The sequence below is a fragment of the Frigoribacterium sp. 9N genome (assembly GCF_902506305.1).
Taxonomy (GTDB): Bacteria; Actinomycetota; Actinomycetes; order Actinomycetales; family Microbacteriaceae; genus Frigoribacterium.
In genome coordinates this window covers 530,304-549,178 of the sequence record NZ_LR733391.1, presented here as the reverse complement: position 1 = coordinate 549,178, position 18,875 = coordinate 530,304, and the positions used below count along the sequence as shown (strand labels likewise).

17 protein-coding genes are annotated in these 18,875 nt (G+C 72.3%); 13 read left to right on the top strand and 4 right to left on the bottom strand.

Going from position 1 to position 18,875, the window contains the following annotated elements; all coding sequences use genetic code 11:
- The 5 genes from ARTHRO9V_RS03100 to ARTHRO9V_RS03080 form a co-directional block, all read left to right on the top strand.
- Positions 1-629 (top strand): TetR/AcrR family transcriptional regulator (locus tag ARTHRO9V_RS03100; protein ID WP_159825466.1); only part of this gene is annotated, 629 nt, incomplete at its 5' end.
- Positions 630-808: 179 nt separating this feature from the next.
- Positions 809-1,861, top strand: a complete 1,053-nt coding sequence (locus tag ARTHRO9V_RS03095; protein WP_159825464.1) for a hypothetical protein — start codon at positions 809-811, stop codon at positions 1,859-1,861.
- 99 nt (positions 1,862-1,960) lie between these two features.
- Positions 1,961-4,045 (top strand): chaplin family protein, encoded by a 2,085-nt coding sequence (locus tag ARTHRO9V_RS03090; protein WP_159825462.1) that lies wholly within the window; start codon positions 1,961-1,963, stop codon positions 4,043-4,045.
- A 74-nt stretch (positions 4,046-4,119) separates the two neighbouring features.
- A complete protein-coding gene (locus ARTHRO9V_RS03085) occupies positions 4,120-4,902 on the top strand; it encodes an NADPH-dependent F420 reductase (RefSeq protein WP_255350793.1) in 783 nt (260 codons plus the stop codon).
- 85 nt (positions 4,903-4,987) lie between these two features.
- Positions 4,988-5,695 (top strand): hypothetical protein, encoded by a 708-nt coding sequence (locus ARTHRO9V_RS03080; protein WP_159825460.1) that lies wholly within the window; start codon positions 4,988-4,990, stop codon positions 5,693-5,695.
- Between the two features lie 132 nt (positions 5,696-5,827).
- Here the strand turns inward: ARTHRO9V_RS03080 and ARTHRO9V_RS03075 are convergent, their stop codons facing one another.
- Positions 5,828-7,126 (bottom strand): NAD(P)/FAD-dependent oxidoreductase, encoded by a 1,299-nt coding sequence (locus tag ARTHRO9V_RS03075; RefSeq protein WP_056047096.1) that lies wholly within the window; start codon positions 7,124-7,126, stop codon positions 5,828-5,830.
- 304 nt (positions 7,127-7,430) lie between these two features.
- On the opposite strand from ARTHRO9V_RS03075, the gene ARTHRO9V_RS03070 reads away from it, so the two are divergent.
- Positions 7,431-7,931 (top strand): MarR family winged helix-turn-helix transcriptional regulator, encoded by a 501-nt coding sequence (locus ARTHRO9V_RS03070; protein WP_159825458.1) that lies wholly within the window; start codon positions 7,431-7,433, stop codon positions 7,929-7,931.
- 97 nt (positions 7,932-8,028) lie between these two features.
- Complete coding sequence (locus ARTHRO9V_RS03065; protein ID WP_137848061.1) at positions 8,029-8,298, top strand: hypothetical protein; 270 nt, start codon at positions 8,029-8,031, stop codon at positions 8,296-8,298.
- A gap of 9 nt (positions 8,299-8,307) precedes the next feature.
- Here the strand turns inward: ARTHRO9V_RS03065 and ARTHRO9V_RS03060 are convergent, their stop codons facing one another.
- Positions 8,308-8,571 carry a hypothetical protein gene (locus ARTHRO9V_RS03060; protein ID WP_159825456.1) on the bottom strand — a complete coding sequence of 88 codons (264 nt, stop codon included), beginning with the start codon at positions 8,569-8,571 and terminating at the stop codon, positions 8,308-8,310.
- 212 nt (positions 8,572-8,783) lie between these two features.
- On the opposite strand from ARTHRO9V_RS03060, the gene ARTHRO9V_RS03055 reads away from it, so the two are divergent.
- The 6 genes from ARTHRO9V_RS03055 to ARTHRO9V_RS03030 are packed head-to-tail and all read left to right on the top strand — an operon-like array spanning position 8,784 to position 15,743.
- On the top strand, positions 8,784-9,470 hold the full coding sequence (locus ARTHRO9V_RS03055) for a TetR/AcrR family transcriptional regulator (RefSeq protein WP_056047085.1): 687 nt from the start codon (positions 8,784-8,786) through the stop codon (positions 9,468-9,470).
- 7 nt (positions 9,471-9,477) lie between these two features.
- On the top strand, positions 9,478-11,253 hold the full coding sequence (locus ARTHRO9V_RS03050) for an MDR family MFS transporter (protein WP_159825454.1): 1,776 nt from the start codon (positions 9,478-9,480) through the stop codon (positions 11,251-11,253).
- Between the two features lie 8 nt (positions 11,254-11,261).
- Positions 11,262-12,557, top strand: coding sequence for a D-alanyl-D-alanine carboxypeptidase/D-alanyl-D-alanine-endopeptidase (dacB, locus tag ARTHRO9V_RS03045; protein WP_159825452.1), 1,296 nt, complete (start codon positions 11,262-11,264; stop codon positions 12,555-12,557).
- A gap of 38 nt (positions 12,558-12,595) precedes the next feature.
- Positions 12,596-13,204, top strand: coding sequence for an isochorismatase family protein (locus ARTHRO9V_RS03040; protein ID WP_159825450.1), 609 nt, complete (start codon positions 12,596-12,598; stop codon positions 13,202-13,204).
- A gap of 47 nt (positions 13,205-13,251) precedes the next feature.
- Entirely contained in the window at positions 13,252-14,694 is a 1,443-nt protein-coding gene (locus ARTHRO9V_RS03035) for an NAD-dependent succinate-semialdehyde dehydrogenase (protein WP_370516165.1), read from the top strand.
- Positions 14,691-15,743 (top strand): Gfo/Idh/MocA family oxidoreductase, encoded by a 1,053-nt coding sequence (locus tag ARTHRO9V_RS03030; RefSeq protein WP_159825448.1) that lies wholly within the window; start codon positions 14,691-14,693, stop codon positions 15,741-15,743. The genes ARTHRO9V_RS03035 and ARTHRO9V_RS03030 overlap by 4 nt, the downstream gene beginning before the upstream one ends.
- Positions 15,744-15,812: 69 nt before the next feature.
- Here ARTHRO9V_RS03030 and ARTHRO9V_RS03025 read toward each other — a convergent pair whose 3' ends face one another.
- Both ARTHRO9V_RS03025 and ARTHRO9V_RS03020 read right to left on the bottom strand, forming a co-directional pair.
- Positions 15,813-16,847 carry an enoyl-CoA hydratase/isomerase family protein gene (locus ARTHRO9V_RS03025; RefSeq protein WP_159825446.1) on the bottom strand — a complete coding sequence of 345 codons (1,035 nt, stop codon included), beginning with the start codon at positions 16,845-16,847 and terminating at the stop codon, positions 15,813-15,815.
- A 55-nt stretch (positions 16,848-16,902) separates the two neighbouring features.
- Positions 16,903-18,852, bottom strand: a complete 1,950-nt coding sequence (locus tag ARTHRO9V_RS03020) for an ABC transporter ATP-binding protein (protein ID WP_159825444.1) — start codon at positions 18,850-18,852, stop codon at positions 16,903-16,905.
- Between the last annotated feature and the right edge of the window lie 23 nt (positions 18,853-18,875).

Here is an 18,875-nt window from a genome sequence, read left to right as displayed (position 1 = left end):
CCACCACCCCGTTCGGAACCCCGTCCGCCGCCGTCGAGCGACGCATCGCCATCGTCGAGGCGGCCATGCGCGTCTTCACCGAGCACGCCTTCCACGAGGCGTCGTTCGAGTTGGTCGCCCGAGCCGCCGATCTGCCCGTCAAGACCGTGAGCGACGAGTTCACGCACTGGAACGGCCTGGTCCTGGCGACCGTCGACCTCTGGGTCGGCCGCCGCACCCGGCCGCTGCTCCCCCTCGCCCGGACGCACGGCACGATCGCCCTGCTGCGCGCGATCGTCGCCGCGAACGCCGCCGAACCTGCGTTGATGCGCCTGCTGAGTGCCACCGTCAACGTCGCGGCGACCCCCGGCCACCCCCTGGCGCCGCTGTTGCACGATCAGTGGCAGCAGTTCTACCGGTTGATCCACAGCTCGCTCGCGCAGGACGTCGAGCTCGGGCGCGAGCCCGACACGATGCAGCCGGCCAGGGGTGCAGAGCAGTTGATCGCCCTCTACGAGGGACTGCAGCTGCAGTCCATGGTCCGACGTGACATGGACGTCGTGGAGTCGTTCGACCGGGCGATCACGCGCCTGCGCGCCGGGTGGGGCTCCGTCTACGTGCCGCCCTCCTGGGACCTCGAGCTGGTCTGAGCCGTCCCTCGCCGACGGGTCGTCGAGGCGATCGGGGTACATCTGAGACAGGCTCATGGACAATCCGGCGTCGTCGGCGTAGAAAAGACGGCACATCGCGTCTCACCAGCGCGATGAGGGGCACGACCCCGACGCCGGGACCCACCACCCCGGTGAGACGCGACCGAAGAAGGTACGCCGTGGATCAGACGGCCGAGACGACGACGAGGCGACCCGCCCCGCTCCGTCTCGTGCGCCTCCTCGGCTTCTCGGGTCTCGCCGCGATCGGCATGGTCGGTCTCGGACTCGCCTTCTCGTCCCCGTCGGCCTCGGCCGACGAGGCCTCGTCGTCCCTCCTCGGCGGCGTCACCTCGGCCGTCGGCCAGGTCGCCGGATCGCTCGACGCCCCCGTGGCCGCCGTCGGTCAGACCGCAGGAGGCGCGGTGTCACAGGTCACGGGCGTCGCCGTCCAGGCCACGGCCGTCGCACCCCCGGTGCAGCAGGTCGTGCAGGCCGCGGCCCCCGTGGTGCCCCAGGTCGTGCAGCAGGTCGCAGCCGCCGCACCGGTCTCGTCGGTCGTCGCGCCCGTCGCGCAGACCGTGGACCAGGTCGTCGCGGCCGTCCCCGTGGTGCCTGCCGTCACCGGCCCGGCACCCGTCTCGACCGTGACCGATCCGCTGACCGGCGTCGTCGACGAGGGGCTGACCGCCGTCGGCGACTCGGCCGCGGCCCCCGCCGCCCCCGTGGTCCCGCCGGTCGTGCCCGGGGGCGTCACGCCCCGACCGGGCGTCACGGTCCCCGCGGGCGACGCGCCCGCCGGGGCGGACGCGGACGTCGACGGAACCGACGGCCTCGGAGTCGTCGCCGCCGACGAGCTCGCCGTCGCCGCGGTGACCGACGCGTCCGACGTGTCCGGCACGACCGCATCGACCGACGCGGTCGGCATCCTGCGGGCGCAGATCGCCTCGGGTCCGTCCTCGTCCGCCGACACGACCAGCGCACCTCTGACGCCCACCCCCGGCCCCGCACCGCTTCCTGCCGGTGACGACCACGGCACGCCCGCCCTGCCCTCGGGCACCGGCGGAAGCGCGAACGGTCAGGCCTCGGGCGGCGGAGCGGCCGGCGGTGCCGTCGCGCTCGACGCGACCCGCGCCTCCCAGCTTCCCGGACTCGCCGTCTCGGCGGGGTCCGCGGACGGCGACGACGACCTCCCGTCGACGCCTGCGTACGACACCGACTCTTCCCCCGACTGAGGCCGGTCGCGTCGCCCCTGCAGCCTCCCGGCTGCCGGCGACATCAGCGACCCCGCCGCGACTCCGCGGCACCACACACCTCATCTCTTGGAGAAGACCATGAACACGTACGTCTCGAGAGGGCTCATGGGAGCGCTCTTCATCGGGGGCATCTGGGCCCTCGGAACCACCGCCGCGAACGCGGCGACCACCACCGGCGACGACGGGCTGCTCTCGGGCACCCAGGTCGGCGCCGTCGTCGAGGCTCCGGTCTCGGCGCTCGGCAACGCGGTCAGCGTCCTCGGCGACTCGAGCAGCACCGCGCCGGTCCCTGGTGCGCCTGTCGCCCCTGCCGCTCCGGCTGCGGCACCCGCCGCCCCGGCCGCGGCACCCGCCGCACCCGCCGCGCCCGTCACGACGACGAGCGGCGACTCGGGCGTGCTCTCGGGCAGCCAGGGCTTCGTCTCGATCGACGTACCGGTCAGCGTCGGTGGCAACGCGGTCTCGGTGCTGGGCGACTCGGCCGGCACGGCCGCTCCCGTCCAGGCCGCGGCCCCCGCGGCACCGGCGCCGGCACCGGCACCGGCGGCACCTGCCGCCACGTCGGGCGACGACGCGATCGGCTCGGGCACCCAGGCTCTCGTCGACGTGACCCTGCCGGTCACGGTCGGCGGCAACGCGATCTCGGTGCTGGGCGACTCGTCGAGCACCGGCACCACGACCGGCACCCCCGCAGGAGGCGCGACCGGCGCCGGCCCCACCGGCTCGGCCACCGGCACCACCAGTGGTGACGACGGCATCCTCGGGGGCACGCAGGTCGTGCCGTCGGTGGGGCTGCCCGTGACCGTGGGCGGCAACGCCGTCTCGGTGGTCGGCGACAGCAGCAGCACCGGCTCGACCACGGCTCCGGCCGCGAGTTCCGGCACCGGCACCACCGGCACGGGTCCGACCACGGGTGGGGCCGCCACCAGCGGTGACGACTCCATCGCCGGGGGTACGCAGGTGATCCCGACGGTGACCACCCCGGTCACGGTCGGTGGCAACGCGATCTCGGTGATCGGCGACAGCAGCAGCACGGGCACCACGACGGGCACCGGCACCACCGGTACCGGTTCGGGTTCGACCGGTGGCACCACGAGTGGTGACGAGGGCATCCTCGGGGGCACGCAGGTCGTGCCGTCCGTGGGGCTGCCCGTGACCGTGGGCGGCAACGCCGTCTCGGTGATCGGCGACAGCAGCAGCACGGGCACCACGACGGGCACCGGCACCACCGGCACCGGCACCAGCGGCACCGGTTCGGGTTCGACCGGTGGCACCACGAGCGGTGACGACGGAATCCTCGGGGGCACGCAGGTCGTGCCGTCGGTGGGGCTGCCCGTGACCGTGGGCGGCAATGCCGTCTCGGTGGTCGGCGACAGCAGCAGCACGGGCACCACGACGGGCACCGGCACCACCGGCACCGGCACCACCGGCACCGGCACCACCGGCACCGGTACGGGCACCACCGGTGGCACCACGAGCGGTGACGACGGAATCCTCGGGGGCACGCAGGTCGTGCCGTCGGTGGGGCTGCCCGTGACCGTGGGCGGCAACGCCGTCTCGGTGGTCGGTGACAGCAGCAGCACCGGCACCACGACGGGCGCCGGCACCACTGGTACCGGGACGGGTTCGACCGGTGGCACCACCAGTGGTGACGACGGAATCCTCGGGGGCACGCAGGTCGTGCCGTCGGTGGGGCTGCCCGTGACCGTGGGTGGCAATGCCGTCTCGGTGATCGGCGACAGCGACACCACGGAGGGGACGACCGGCACCACGCCGACCGTCCCGACCACGCCGACCGACCCCACCGACCCGACCGACCCGACCGACCCGACGATCCCCGTCGACCCGGCCGAGCCGTTCGAGCCGACCGACCCGACGACGCCCGCCACCCCGGGTGACGGCGGCACCACCACGCCCGGCACGGACGGCACCAGCGGCGTCGACGGCACGACCGGCACCACCGGCACCGTGCTCGTGACCGCCGCGGCGGCCGACCGCAGCGTCCTCGCCTCGGGGACCAGCGCCTCCTCGGCCCTCGCCGCCGACTCGTCGCTGGCCTTCACCGGTGGTGACGCGTCGGGCCCGCTCGTGGGTGGGCTGCTGGCGCTGCTCGCCGGGCTCGGCCTGCTCGTGGCGGCCCGCCTCCGGACGGCCCGCGCCTGACGGTCACCTCCGTCGCTCGCTTCTGAGCGACTCCACACCGACGGTGCACCGCAGACCTGGTTCAGGGGCCTGCGGTGCATCGCCGCGTCCGGAATCGTCGGATGCCCTCGTGCGTTGCACGACACATGACGTCCGCACCCACCATCGGCATCCTCGGCGCGGGCAAGGTCGGCACCGTCCTCGCCCGCCTCGTCCACGCCGCCGGCCACCCCGTCCTCCTCTCCGGCTCGGGGGACCCTGCCCGCATCCGCCTCATCGTCGACGTGATCGCCCCCGGGGCCCGCGCGGTCTGGTCGGCCGACGCGGCACGGGAGGCCGACATCGTCGTCCTGGCCCTGCCGCTCGGCAAGCTCGACTCGGTGCCGGTGGACGCACTCGCGGGCAAGGTCGTCGTCGACGCCATGAACTACTGGTGGGAGACGGACGGCCTGCGCGACGACCTCTCGGACGTCCGGACCTCGACGAGCGAGCTCGTCCAGCAGCACCTGCCCGCGTCACGCGTCGTGAAGGGCTTCAACCACATGGGGTACCACGACCTCGACGAGGGAGCACTGCCCGCCGGTCATCCCGAGCGGAGCGCGATCGCCCTGGCATCGGACGACCGAGAGGCACTCGACGTCGTCGCGGACCTCGTGGACGCCATCGGCTTCGACCCCGTCGCCCTGCCCACCCTGGCCGACGGCATCGCCCTCGAGCCGGGGTCGCTGGCCTTCGGAGCGGACGTCGGCGCGTCCGAACTCCGCGAGACGGTCCGCGACTTCTGGAGCTCGCAACGCGGGCTCGCGGTGGCCCGCGCGCGACGTTCCCCGGGTCCGGTCGCCGGTGCCGACGCGGCGGTGGAGGTCACGGCCGGGTAACGAAGTAGATGCGTTCCAATCCTTTTCGGGCCCGGTGGCGAACCCAGTACATCCCCACCGGGACCAACTGACAAGGAGCTTCACCATGAACGCTTTCACTCGCAAGAACATCACCAAGACCACCCTCGGCCTCGTCGCCTCGGGCGCCCTGCTCTTCTCCCTCGCCGCGTGCTCGATGGACTCCGGCACCTCGACCGACACGTCCTCCTCGTCGAGCTCATCGTCCTCCGAGCCCAGCGCCGCCTCGACGCCCGCCGCGTCGATCGCCGACCTCAGCAACGGCGTCGACACCCAGGTCGCCGTCGACCAGTCCTTCGTCGACGCGATCACCTCGCTCGGCCTGACCCCGGGCGTCGTCGGCACCGCGACCTTCACCGACGGCACCTTCGCCTTCCCCATCACGGGCGGCAATGTCGACTACTACGGCCCCGACAGCGACGTGCGACCCTACGTCCAGGGCGAGATCGACCACGACGGCTCCGGCCTGTCGCTGACCTCGGCCGACGGCACCGTCGTCGAACTGACCGACTTCCGCATCGACCCGGGTGAGAGCAAGCTCTACGGCACCGTCACCGCCAACGGTACCGTCGCCGCCGAGGACGCCTACCTCTTCAACCTCTGGGGTGGCACGCTCAAGCCGATCCAGATGGAAGGCTCGAACGCCGTCCTCGAGGGCACCACGGTGCACATCAGCCCCGACGCCGCGTCGCTGCTGAACCAGACCTTCAAGACCGACGCCGTCCAGGACGAGATGCTCGTCGGCGTCGCGAAGATCACCGCCGCCACCGAGTAACACCTCCGCTCGACCGATCGGGCACGTAGCCGATCACCGAGAAGAACCCCGTTCGCGAAGAAGAACCCCGATCAATCGTGGTTCGTCTTCGTGAACGGGGTTCTCGGCGTCCGGGTCAGGAGGCGCCGACCGCTACTCGGCCTTCTCGGTCTGCCACTTCTCGGGCGCCCGGTCGCCGTTCGGGCGCACCGGCCGGACGTCGCCCACGATGGGGATGGCCCGCTTGCGGAGCGCCCAGAGGTAGCGCACGAAGAAGTGCGTGAGGGTCGAGAGTCGGTTGCCGTTCCCGAGCAGGCTCGTGATGTGGACGAACACCCACAACAGCCAGGCGACGGGGCCGGTCAGCGTGAAGCCGTTGGGCAACTGCACCACGGCGGCGTTCGTGCCCACCGTGGCCATGGTGCCCTTGTCGTGGTACTTGAACGGCGCGAGCTTCTTGCCGGCGAGCAGGCGGACGATCTGTTCGCCGATGTGCTCGCCGCCCTGGATCGCCGGCTGGGCGAGCTGAGCGAGGGCGTCGTCGGTGGCGGCGATGTCACCCGCGGCGAAGATGCAGTCGAAGCCCTTGACCGTGAGGTCGTCGTTCACCTGGATGCGTCCGCCGTGGGTCTGGGGCACGCCCCACGAGGCGACCTCGGCGTGGGCCGCGACGCCGGTGGCCCAGATGACGAGCTCGGCCGGGATGAACTCGCCGTCCGCGGCGACGACGCCGTCGGGACGGACCTCCTCGACACCCGTGTCGAGCCGCAGGTCGACGCCGCGCTTGCGCAGCACCTTGGCGGCGTACTTGCGCAGACGGGGGGAGAAGGGCTTGAGCAACTCGCCGCTGCGGTGCACGAGGGTGATCGTGATGCTCGACGCGTCGATCTCGGGGTAGGCGTCCTTCAACGCCTGGTCGCGCAGTTCGGCCAGCGCGCCGGCCATCTCGACGCCCGTGGCACCGCCACCGACGATGACGACGCGCACCTCGCCGCTGCCCACCGAGGCCGCGGCGTTCTCGAGCTGCGTGAAGAGCTCGTCGCGGATGCGCAGCGCCTGCGAGCGGGAGTACATCGAGTAGGCGTACTCGTAGGCGCCCTTGGTGCCGAAGTAGCTGGTGTTGACGCCGTTGGCGAGGACCAGGGCGTCGTAGGCGATCTCTTCGCCGTCGCGCAGGGTGATGATGCGCTCGTCGGCGCGGATCGTCGTGAGCAACCCGTGGCGGAACTCGGCGTTCGACTGCTTGGACCGCAGGCTGCGCAGGAAGTAGGTGACGTCGCCCGCGTTGAGGCCGCCGGTGGCGACCTGGTACATGAGCGGCTGGAACATGTTGTAGACGTGGCGGTCGATCAGGGTGATGCGGACGTCGGCGTCTCGGAGGGACCTCATCGCCGCGATGCCGGCGAAGCCGCCGCCGACGATGACGACGTGGGGGCGGGGGTCTGCGGTCATGGGGTTGCTCCTGCGGTGTCGATCGTGTCGTCGGATCGTCGTCGACCCCGGTTGGCCGGACCCTGGCGCCGAGTCCGCCGCGAGTTTACTCGCCTCACGAGTCGGATCGTGCACCGGATGCATCGACGGACGACCCGTGACCGGGGGACTTCCGGGGCCCGTCCACCGATGGTACGATCATCTAACTACTTGGTGGTCGAGTTGCTCGTTCAATAAGCGACAAGTGTCGCGCAGTCGTCGGACGGGACCCGAACCCCGGGCCGAGGTGGACGCCGTACCCGATCCGATTCCTCCCGGAGACCCGATGACCCCCGCCCCCGACGCGCAGACGACCGTCGCGCCCCGTTCCGACACCCGTGCCGACACCCGCCCTGAGCCGCGGACCGACGACGTCACCGCCGTGCTCGTCGCGCTGCAACGCCTGCAGTCCCGGATCGCCTCCGTCAACGACCGGTTGGCCAAGGGCATGGGCGTCGGCGCCACGGACTACCTCGCCCTGGTGCACCTCTCGGTGCACGGCGACACCCCGCCCAAGAAGGTCGGCGAAGCCCTGGGGCTCTCGTCGGGTGCCATGACGGCCCTCGCCGACCGGCTCGAGGCCGCCGGGCTCGTCGTCCGACTCCAGCACCCGACCGATCGACGCAGCTTCGTCCTGGCGCTCACCGCCGAGGGGTCGAGCGGCGTGGACGAGGCCGGCATCCTCTACGGGCGAGTCGTGCAGGAGGCGCTGTCCGCGTCCCGCCGGCCCGTCGCCGAGGCGGTCTTCCGCGACCTGGGCGACGCCCTCGGGGTCGCGGCGCCGTGAGGACGACCGACGCCGCGCCTCCTGGTCGGGAGGTCGGGCGGCAGCGGGGGGACGACGCCCGGGCCCCCGAGGCCCGGCGACCCGCTAGGGTCGGCTCGTGAGACTCTCGGTGACGTGGACGGCAGGCGGTGCGCAGCACGGCATGCAGGTGCACGACGATCGTCTCGTCTACGTCCTCCGTGACACCGCCGGCCGCCCCACCACGCACGAGATCCCCGCCGGTTCCCTCGAGACCGTCGACTACTCGACGGTCGCGGATCGGCCGGTCATCACACTTAACGAACGCGACGGCACGCAGACGTCGTTCCCGTGCCCCCGCAAGATCGCCCGGGTGCTCTACCCCGCGATCAAGTGGCTCACCGTCTGACGGCGACCGCTACGAGGTGCGCTCGAGGTCGGTGACCTGCGAGCGCCGACGGACCGCGACCTCGCGCCTCCGCGCCTTGACCGCCCCGCGGAAGCCGACCTCGGCGACGATCGCGCCGGCGATCATCAGCGAGAAGCCGGCGAGCCCGGTGGGCAGGCCGAACATCGTGGGGGCGTCCCAGTCGAAGGTGAACGCCAGGACGGCCAGGCCGATCGCCACGAGGGCGAAACCGGCGACCGACAGGCAGACGCGGCGGGCTCTCGGTGCACTCATCGGTTCAGCGTAGGCAACACCTGACGTCCGGTGGCGGCGTTCTCAGGGGACGCGGATGGTTCTGCCGCGTAGCCCCCAGCCGGCCCGGTGGCCGGCCGGGTCCACAGGATGCGTGATTGCACTCCCGGCATGAAAGTGCAATCATCGTCTTCGGCCGCGAGGCCCCCGGCGACGTCGCCGATCACGAGAGCGACGAGACCAGGAGGCGCGCGATGGCCACGACCGCCGGCAAGACGGCCCAGCGTCGGCTGCGCACCCGCGTCGCGTTGACCGCTGCCGCCCGGCGCCTGACGGCCGAGCACGGACTCGCCGGCTTCACCATCGAGGAGCTCTGCGCCTCGGTCGGCATCTCGCGTCGGACGTTCTTCAACCACTTCGCGTCGAAGGACGACGTCGTCGTCGGCGTCGCGCTCGACGACGACGACGAGGCGCTCGACGGGTACTCGTCCTCGCGACGCGACCCGCGCCTCCCGCCCTTGTCGACCGTCTTCGACGACCTGGGCGCGCTCGTCGTCGAGCGTGTCGAGAACGTCGGCCTCACCCGCGGGCAGGCCGTGCACTTCAAGGCCGCGCTCGACCGCGAGCCCCGCCTGTTCGGCGCCATGATGCGGCAGGGCGACGAGCAGCGGCGACGCGTCGTCTCGGCCGTGGCCGCACACGAGGGGCTCGACGTGGGCGATCCCCGCATCGACGTCGCGGTGACCCTGCTCACCGGACTCGTCCAGCGGGCCTTCGAACGGTTCTTCTCCGCCGAGGGGCGGGACGACGAGCGCTTCGACGCCGTCCTCGCCGACCAGCTCGTGATCGCCCGCGAGCTCTTCGCCGCCGCCGCGCCTCGTGGCCCCGCCTCCCCGCCCGCCCCGACCCACCCTGCCGACCACGACCGAAAGGCGCTGTGACCCAGCCATGACGACCACCACCGCAGCGAAGGCCGACGCGCCCTTCCTCTTGACGAAGAGACGCATCTGGATCATCTTCGGCGCCCTCATCTCGGGCATGCTGCTGTCGAGCCTCGACCAGACGATCGTGTCGACGGCCATGCCGACCATCGTCGGCGAGCTCGGCGGCGTCGAGCACCAGGCCTGGATCACCACGGCGTACCTGCTCGCCACGACGATCGTCATGCCGATCTACGGCAAGTTCGGCGACGTCCTCGGCCGTCGCAACCTGTTCCTCGTGGCGATCGCGATCTTCACCCTCGCGAGCATCGGCTGCGCCTTCGCCACCGACTTCTGGATGTTCGTGGTGTTCCGCGCGATCCAGGGCCTCGGCGGCGGCGGTCTGATGATCCTCTCGCAGGCGATCATCGCCGACATCGTGCCCGCCTCCGAGCGCGGCAAGTACCTCGGCCCGCTCGGCGCGGTCTTCGGCCTGTCGGCCATCGGCGGACCCCTGCTCGGCGGCTTCTTCGTCGACCACCTCACCTGGCAGTGGGCGTTCTACATCAACATCCCCGTCGGCATCGCGGCGTTCGCCATCACCTGGGCCGCCCTGACGCTGCCGAGCAAGAAGGCCACCAAGCGCATCGACGTGCTCGGCGTGGTGCTGCTGTCGGCGGCGACCACCTGCCTGATCTTCTTCACCGAGTTCGGCGGTCAGGACGACCACGGCTGGGGTGCGCCCGAGACCTGGTTCTGGGGCGCCGGAGTCGTGGTGGCGGCGTCGCTGTTCGTGCTCGTCGAGTCGCGTGCCGACGACCCGATCATCCCGCTGTCGTTCTTCCGCAACAAGGTGTTCGTGCTGGCGACCGCCGTCGGCTTCGTACTCGGCATCGGCATGTTCTCGGCCATCGCGTTCGTGCCGACCTTCCTGCAGATGTCGTCGGGCGCGTCCGCGGCCGTCTCGGGCCTGCTGCTGCTGCCGATGATGGTCGGCCTGATCGGCACGTCGATCCTGTCGGGCAACCTGATCACCCGGACCGGCAAGTACAAGGTCTTCCCGGTGGTCGGCACGATCCTGACCGGCATCGCCATGGCGCTGTTCACGACCCTGACCGCCGACACCCCGCTCTGGCTGATCTGCGTGTTCCTCTTCCTCTTCGGTGCGGGCCTCGGCCTGATCATGCAGGTCGTCGTGCTCGTGGTGCAGAACTCGGTCGACGCCCAGAACGTGGGCACGGCGACCAGCACGAACAACTACTTCCGCGAGGTGGGCGCCGCGCTCGGCGTCGCGATCTTCGGTGCGTTGTTCACGAGCCGGCTCACCTCGAACCTGACGGACGTCTTCACGGGCGCCGGGGCGTCGGCCGGTGACGCCTCGCAGGCCACGGCGACCCTCGACCCCGCGACGCTGAACCAGCTGCCCGAGCAGATCCGTCGGCTCGTCGTCGAGGCCTACGCCGACTCGCTGGCGCCGGTCTTCGCCTACCTGATCCCGTTCATCGCCGTGGCGTTCGTGCTGTCGCTCTTCCTGCCGCAGATCAGACTCTCCGACGTGGCCGGCATGGTGTCCCGCGGCGAGGCGCTGTCGGGCGACGAGGCCGAGCAGCTCGAGGCCGCCGAGCGTGCCGCGCACGGTCGTGGCGCCGGGCGGGCCGGGAGGCGCGGTGCCGGGACGGCGTCCGAGGTGGCGACCGCCGGTGCGGTGGCGACCGGGGCTCCGGTCGCGCCGCTCGACGGGGTCGACGAGCGGGACGACGCCGACGAGCGTGTCGCCGACCGGGACGACGCCGACCGCCCGTAGCCGGTCGGATGGCGGGGGCGCCGGGTCAGACGGCGGCGGGGCCCTGGGCGACCCCGACCCCCTCGGTCGACCCCGCCCGTTCGGTTCCCGCCGAGATCCCGGGTGCCACGCGCCTCCGGACCTGCTCGGTCACCGGGGCCGCGTCCGACGCCCGTCTCGCCCAGTTCGAGGGCAGCGTGGTCAACGCCGCCACGGGCGAGGTCCTCTTCGACCGCAACGGTTCGACCCCGGCTCGCACGGGCAGCGTGTTGAAGACCCTGACGAGCGCGGTCGCCCTGTCGGTCCTCGGGCCCGACGCGCGTCTCACGACCCGGGTGACCGGCGACGCCGGGACGGGTGCCGTGTCCCTGGTCGGCGGCGGTGACGCCACGCTCAGCGCCACCGGCTCGAGCGTGTACGCCGGGGCCCCCACGGTGGCCGACCTCGCGACCCAGGTGAAGGCGTCGCTCGGCGAGCAGCCCCTCACGCAGATCACGCTCGACGCCACCTTCTGGAACCCCTCCGACAAGTGGGACCCGTCCTGGAAGCGCACCGAGCAGACCATCGGGTACCACTCCGAGGTCACCGCGCTCATGGTCGACGGCGACCGGGCGAACCCTGCGGCCCAGACGAGTCCGCGCAGCACCGACCCCGTCGCCCGTGCCGGCGACGCCTTCCGCTCCGCGCTCGTCGCCGCGGGCGTCGTCGGCGCCGACTCCGCCACCATGACCCAGGGCGCCGCCACGAGCGGCACCGTGATCGCCCAGGTGTCGTCCCAGCCGGTCGGCCGCCTGATCTCGCAGCTGCTGCCGACCTCTGACAACACCCTCGCCGAGATGCTCGCTCGCGTCTCGTCGAAGGCGTCCGGTGCCGACGGGTCGGCCGCGTCGCTCACCGCCCTCTACAAGTCCGTGCTCTCGTCGACCTACGGTCTCGACACGTCCTCGCTCACGATCATCGACGGGTCCGGCCTGAGCGAGAACGACGCCGTGCCCTCGACCTTCGTCGCGCGCCTGATGATCCAGGTCCTGAACCGCGAGCACGGCCTCGGCGTCGTCTACGACGCGCTGCCGGTGTCGGGCAAGACGGGCACGCTCGCCTCCCGGTTCACGGGCGCGAACGCCGTGGCCCGTGGTGCCGTGCACGCCAAGACCGGCTGGATCGACACGGCCTACACCCTGGCCGGTACGGTGGACGCGGCGGACGGCACGAAACTCACCTTCGCCTTCTACGCGATCGGCTCCGTGCAGGACGACGCGCGGGCCGCCCTCGACACCCTGACGACGGCCGTCTACAACTGCGGCGACAACCTGGCCAACGGCTGAGGCGTGCCGCTGTCGGTGCGGCGCGCGAGAATGGTGGCATGACCAGAGCACTCTTCGTCATCGACGTCCAGAACGACTTCACCGAAGGAGGCGCGCTCGGGGTCACCGGCGGCGCCCACGTCGCGCAGGCGGTCACCGACCACCTCCGCGCCCATCGCGACCGGTACGACCTCGTCGTCGCCAGCCGCGACTGGCACGCGGCCGACGGCGACAACGGCGGCCACTTCAGCCTCGAGCCCGACTTCGTCGACTCGTGGCCGGTCCACTGCGTGCAGGGGTCGACCGGTGCCGACTACCACCCCGACCTCGACACCGCCCTCGTCGACGTCCACGTGCTCAAGGGCGACGGTCGGCCGGCCTATTCGTTGTTCGACGGGCTCGTCGACGACGGGCGGCCGTTCGGTGACGTCCTGGCCGCGACGGGCGTCGACGAGGTCGACGTGGTCGGTCTGGCGACCGACCACTGCGTCCGGGCCTCGGCCCTCGACGCCGTCACCGCCGGGCTCGGGGTCACGGTGCTGACCGACCTCGTGGCGGGTGTGGCCCCGTCTCCGAGCGAGGCCGCCCTGGCCGAGCTGCGCGCGGCCGGCGTGCGCACGGTCCCGTCGTCCGACGTCGTCGACGGCTCGACCGGGGTCCCGGCGTGAGCCGCCCGGTCGTGACGGCCGCCGAGCGTCGTCGCGTGGTCGAGGCCGTGCCCATCGGCCTCTTCGTGGGGGGCTCGTGGGGCCCGTCGTCCTCCGGCGAGACGATCGACGTCGTCGACCCGGCCACGGGCGAGGTCCTGGTCGCGGTGGCCGACGCCACTCCCGCCGACGGCCTGCGGGCCCTCGACGCCGCGGTCGCCGCGCAAGAGGACTGGGCGGCCACGTCCCCCCGCCACCGCAGCGAGGTGTTGCGTCGCGCCTTCGACCTGCTGATGCAGCGGCGCGACGACTTCGCCCTCCTGATGACGCTCGAGATGGGCAAGCCGCTGGACGAGTCGCTCGGCGAGGTCACCTACGGCGGCGAGTTCCTCCGCTGGTTCTCCGAAGAGGCCGTGCGCGTCTCGGGTCGCTACGGCACCAACCCCGAGGGCACCGGCCGGACGACGGTGCTGCACCGCCCGGTGGGCCCCTGCCTGCTGATCACCCCGTGGAACTTCCCCCTCGCCATGGCGACCCGCAAGATCGCGCCCGCCCTCGCCGCCGGCTGCACGGTGGTCGTCAAGCCGGCCGAGCTGACCCCGCTCACCACGCTCGCCTTCGCCGCCCTGCTCGCCGAGGCGGGTGTTCCCGACGGGGTGGTGAACGTCGTGACGACCCTGTCGGCGAACGACGTGTGCGAGCCCCTGATCCGTGACCCGCGCCTCCGGAAGCTCAGCTTCACGGGGTCGACGCCGGTCGGTTCGACGCTGCTGACGCAGGCCTCCCAGCAGGTGTTGCGCACCTCGATGGAACTCGGGGGCAACGCCCCCTTCGTCGTCTTCGACGACGCCGACCTCGACGCCGCGGTCGAGGGCGCGATGCAGGCGAAGTTCCGCAACGTGGGCCAGGCCTGCACGGCCGCCAACCGGTTCATCGTGCACGAGTCGGTCGCCGACGAGTTCACCGCCCGGGTGGTCGAGCGCGTACGAGGACTCCGGGTGGGCGCGGGGACCGACGACGGGGTCTCCGTGGGCCCGTTGATCGACGACCGGGCCGTCGACAAGGCCGACCGCCTGGTCCGCGACGCCGTCGCCCACGGCGCGGTGGTCGAGACCGGCGGCCACCCCGTCGACGGTCCGGGCACGTTCTTCGAGCCGACCGTCGTGTCGGGCGTCGCCCCCGGCAGCGAGATCCTGACGACCGAGATCTTCGGCCCCGTCCTGGCCGTCTCGACGTTCCGGGACGAGGCCGAGGGGGTCCGCCTCGCGAACGACACCGAGTTCGGGCTCGTCGCCTACGCCTTCACGCGGGACCTCGCCAGAGGGCAGCGGCTGGCCGAACGGCTGCAGACCGGCATGCTCGGGCTGAACGTCGGCGTGGTGTCGAACGCCTCGGCCCCGTTCGGCGGCGTCAAGTCGTCGGGCCTCGGCCGTGAGGGCGGTGCCGAGGGCATCCACGAGTACCTCGAGACGGTCTACGTGCTCACCCCCGACCCGTTCGCCGCCGCATGAGCGCCGTCGAGCCGCTGCGCGTCGGCATCGTGGGCTACGGGCTCGCAGGACGGGTGTTCCACGGCGCGCTCCTGGCGGCGGACCCGGCCTGGCAGGTCGATGCCGTCGTCACGCGCGACCCCGACCGTGCGGGGCAGGCCGTCGCGGCGCATCCCGGTGCAGAGGTCGTCGCCGACGTCGACGAGCTCTGGCGTCGTGAACTCGACCTGGTCGTCGTGGCCACCCCGAACGACACCCACGTCGAGACCGCGGTGCGTGCCCTGCGAGCCGGGGCCGCCGTGGTGGTCGACAAGCCGCTCGCGACCTCGGCCGACGACGCCCGCGGGCTCGTCGGGCTCGCCGCGTCGCTGGGGCGGCCGCTGACGGTCTACCAGAACCGGCGGTGGGACGGCGACTTCCTGACGGCGACGCGTCTCGCGGGGTCGGGTGAGCTGGGCGACGTGCACACGGTCGAGTCGCGTTTCGAGCCGTGGAAGCTCGAGAACCGCGTCGGCTGGAAACGTCGGGCCACACCCGCCGATGGTGGCGGCATCCTGTTCGACCTGGGCCCGCACCTCGTCGACCAGGTCATGCGCCTCCTGGGGCCGGTCCGGTCCGTCCATGCCGAGATCGCGACCCGCCGCCCCACCGGCTCGGCCGACGACGACGTGCATCTCTCGCTCGAGCACGACGGGGGTCGACGGTCGCGGCTCACGATGAGCCACGTCGCAGCCCTCCCCGGGCCGAGGTTCCGGGTGCTGGGGTCGGCCGGCGCGTACGAGGTGCACGGCCTCGACCCGCAAGAGGCCCAGCTGTCGTCCGGACTGCCGCCGGTCGATCCCACCTACGGGGTCGACGCGGGCGATCGTCGTGGTGTCGTCGTCACGGGCGGCACGCGTCGCGACGAGTCGACCGATCCGGGGCGCTATCCCGAGTTCTACTCCCGACTGGCCCGGGCGCTCCGAGGCGACGGCGACCTCCCGGTCGACCCCTGGGACGCGGTCCGGGCACTCGAGGTCATCGAGGCCGCCCGCCGTTCCGCGGGGGAGGGACGCGTGGTCCGCCTCTGAGCCGGTGGCTCGCGGCGAACGGCGAGCAGCCCGTCGGCGGCGAGCGGGGCGGCAGTCGACTCGACCCGGTCAGAGCCGCGTGGACCAGTCGACCGTCGCGAGCGTCGCCTCGACGTCGACCTCGGCGAGGGTCGACGGCGACCACCGGGGCCGGCGGTCCTTGTCGATCACGCGTGCCCGGATGCCCTCGACGAGATCCGGTGATGCGGCGAGCGAGGTGACGATGCCGAGTTCCTGCCCCAGCACGGCCTCGAGGTCGGGTAGACGGGCCGCCCGCCTCTGGGCTTCGAGGGTCAGGACCACCGACGTGGGCGACGCCGCCACGAGGTCGTCGACCACGGCTCCGGCGTCGGCGAGACCCTCCTCGGCGAGCTCGTGCAGGCGGGACACGATCGTCCCGGCGTCGTCGCCGCGATAGGCGCGATCGATCCACCCGGCGGCATCCGCGAGCTCGGACGGCCCCGCCGTCGTGCCCAGCGCCAGCACGGCGTCGGGGCCGCCCTCGGCCAGTGCCGGCAGGACTCGAGTCAGCTCGGAGGACGGGACGAACAGGTCGGCGAAGCCCGTGTGCAGGGCATCGGCAGCCGTCATCGCGCGGCCCGTCAGGGCGAGGTGGGTGCCGAGCTCGCCCGGGGCTCGCGACAGCAAGAAACTCCCGCCCGCGTCGGGTGTCAGCCCGATGCGGGTCTCCGGCATGCCCACCGAGCTGCGTTCGGTGACGATGCGGAGCGTGACGTGACCGCCGAGCCCGATGCCGGCACCCATCGCGATGCCGTCGAGCAGCGACACGATCGGCTTCGACCAGCGCGACAGACGCAGCGTGCCACGGTACTCGCGCCGCCACATGTCCACGCCGCGCCGAGGGTCCGTCGTGGCGGCGGCGTGGATCCACGCGATGTCGCCCCCGGCACAGAACCCCCGTGGCCCGGCGCCCCGCAACAGCACCGCCGAGACCCGCGAATCGTCCTCCCAGGCGTCGAGCGCCTGCTCGACGAGCCCGAGCATCTCGAGCGTCACCGCGTTGATCTTCTCCGGGCGGTTGAGGGTGACGACACCGACCCCGCGCTCGACGTGGGTCAGGACCGCGGGGGCGACATCGCTCATCGGGCCATCGTCGCACGGTGTCGTGGCCGCGCCCCGTCGCGCGCGGAGCCCGGCCTCAGACGAGGAGTTGGTGCTTCGCCAGGTCCTTGTACAGCGGCGTCGTCCCCACCAGTTCGGAGTGGGTGCCCACACCGACCACCCGCCCGGCCTCGACGACGACGATCTGGTCGGAGTCGACCACGGTCGACAGCCGGTGGGCGATGACGATGAGCGTACGGTTCTCGGCCACCGCGTCGATCGCTTCGCGGAGGCGCTGCTCGTTGAGGCCGTCGAGGCTCGAGGTCGACTCGTCGAGCAGGAGGATCGGCGGCGCGTTGAGCAGCGTGCGGGCGATGGCCAGGCGCTGGCGCTCGCCTCCGGAGAGCATCACCCCGTCCTCGCCGACCTGGGCGTCGAGGCCCTGGTCGCCGCGTTCGAGGACGGCGGTGAGGTTCACGGCCTCGAGGACCCGACGGCAGTCGTCGTCCGTCGCCTCGGGCGAACCCAGGGTGAGGTTGTCGCGGATGGTGCCGGCGAGGACCGGGGCGTCCTGTTCGACGTAGCCGATGCGGGACCGCAGGTCGCGCCGGTCGAGGGTGCGCACGTCGGCGCCCCCCACGCGCACGGCACCCGAGGTCGGGTCGTAGAAACGCTCGATGAGCGACAGGATCGTGCTCTTCCCTGCTCCCGAGGGGCCGACGAGTGCCGTGCGCTTGCCGACGGGCACCGAGAAGCTCACGCCTCGCAACACCGTGAGGTCGTCGTCGGCGGGGCCTTCGCCCGGGTCGTGGACCGGGTCGCCGGAGACCTGCGGGCCCCCCGTGGCCGGCCCGGCGGGGACCGGCGAGTCGGGGTAGCGGAAGTGCACGTCGTCGAACCGGACGGCGATGCCGTCGTCCGCCTCCAGACCACCGGCGCCCGCCTCACGGGTCGCGACCTCGGCCCTGAGGCGCTCGTCGCCGTCGGTCTCGCTCGGCAGGTCGAGGATCTCCTGGATCCGTCCGAGCGCCCCCAGGGCCTGGTTGACGCTGAGCACGGCGCCGAGAGCCTGGCCGAGCGGCATGATCATGAGGAAGAGGAAGAGCACGAACGAGATGAGCGAGGCGATCTCGATCGCACCGCTGGCCACCCGGTAACCTCCGACGCCGAGCACGACGAGGAAGGAGGCCTGGAGGGCGACGGACGAGATCGGCACGACCAGGGCCGAGATGCGCGCGACCTGCAGCCCCCGTCGGTAGGCGCCCTCGGCGTCTCGCTCGACGGCGACGATCTCGCGTTCGGTGGCGCCCGAGGCGCGGATCGTGCGGACCGAGCTGATGGCGCGTTCGACGGCGGCCGTGAGGTCACCCACCTTCTCCTGCGCCTGGCGGCTCGCCACGCGGATGCGTCCGGACAACAGCACGACGACGACGACCGAGACGGCGACGACGAGCACGGTCAGTCCGAGCAGGACGGGGTCGATCAGGAACATGCCGACCAGGGCGCCGACGAAGGTGAGGCTGCCACCGATCGCCTCGACGAGCCCCTGGGTGAGCACGGCCCGCAGCAGGGTGGTGTCCGAGCCGACCCGCGACACGAGGTCGCCCGTCCGGCGCGTGTCGAACTGGCTGACGGGCAACCGGAGCATGCGTCCGACGAGGCGACGGCGGCTCGACAGGACGACGCCCTCGCCGGTGCGCTGCAGCAGGTAGTGCTGGAACCCGCTGATCAGCCCGGCCACGACGACCAGCGCGACCAGGGCCCAGACGAGGGGACCGAGCGTCACGCCCTCCTGCACGGCCGAGATGACCTGCTGGACGAGCAACGGCTGACCGAGCGACGCCGCGGCACCCAGGACGCTGAGCACGATGATGACGGCCATGACCTTCTTGTGCTCGAACAGGTAGGGCAACAGCTGGCGGAACGTGGCACGCGGACCCTCGGGCTGCGGACGGCGACCCCACCGCGACCGGGGCGCGGCCGGTGGGTCGACCCGCGCCTCCTTCCCGTCGGACGTCGTCGTGCGCGCGCGCGTGTCGGAGCTCATGATGCCTCTCGTGCCAGGTGACC

Excerpts from the sequence above, each read along its gene's own strand:
- ARTHRO9V_RS03090 (WP_159825462.1), top strand. The coding sequence starts at position 1,961 with ATGAACACGTACGTCTCGAGAGGGCTCATGGGAGCGCTCTTCATCGGG.
- ARTHRO9V_RS03080 (WP_159825460.1), top strand. The coding sequence starts at position 4,988 with ATGAACGCTTTCACTCGCAAGAACATCACCAAGACCACCCTCGGCCTC.
- ARTHRO9V_RS03075 (WP_056047096.1), bottom strand. The coding sequence starts at position 7,126 with ATGACCGCAGACCCCCGCCCCCACGTCGTCATCGTCGGCGGCGGCTTC.
- ARTHRO9V_RS03070 (WP_159825458.1), top strand. The coding sequence starts at position 7,431 with ATGACCCCCGCCCCCGACGCGCAGACGACCGTCGCGCCCCGTTCCGAC.
- ARTHRO9V_RS03060 (WP_159825456.1), bottom strand. The coding sequence starts at position 8,571 with ATGAGTGCACCGAGAGCCCGCCGCGTCTGCCTGTCGGTCGCCGGTTTC.
- ARTHRO9V_RS03055 (WP_056047085.1), top strand. The coding sequence starts at position 8,784 with ATGGCCACGACCGCCGGCAAGACGGCCCAGCGTCGGCTGCGCACCCGC.
- ARTHRO9V_RS03050 (WP_159825454.1), top strand. The coding sequence starts at position 9,478 with ATGACGACCACCACCGCAGCGAAGGCCGACGCGCCCTTCCTCTTGACG.
- dacB (WP_159825452.1), top strand. The coding sequence starts at position 11,262 with ATGGCGGGGGCGCCGGGTCAGACGGCGGCGGGGCCCTGGGCGACCCCG.
- ARTHRO9V_RS03040 (WP_159825450.1), top strand. The coding sequence starts at position 12,596 with ATGACCAGAGCACTCTTCGTCATCGACGTCCAGAACGACTTCACCGAA.
- ARTHRO9V_RS03030 (WP_159825448.1), top strand. The coding sequence starts at position 14,691 with ATGAGCGCCGTCGAGCCGCTGCGCGTCGGCATCGTGGGCTACGGGCTC.
- ARTHRO9V_RS03025 (WP_159825446.1), bottom strand. The coding sequence starts at position 16,847 with ATGAGCGATGTCGCCCCCGCGGTCCTGACCCACGTCGAGCGCGGGGTC.
- ARTHRO9V_RS03020 (WP_159825444.1), bottom strand. The coding sequence starts at position 18,852 with ATGAGCTCCGACACGCGCGCGCGCACGACGACGTCCGACGGGAAGGAG.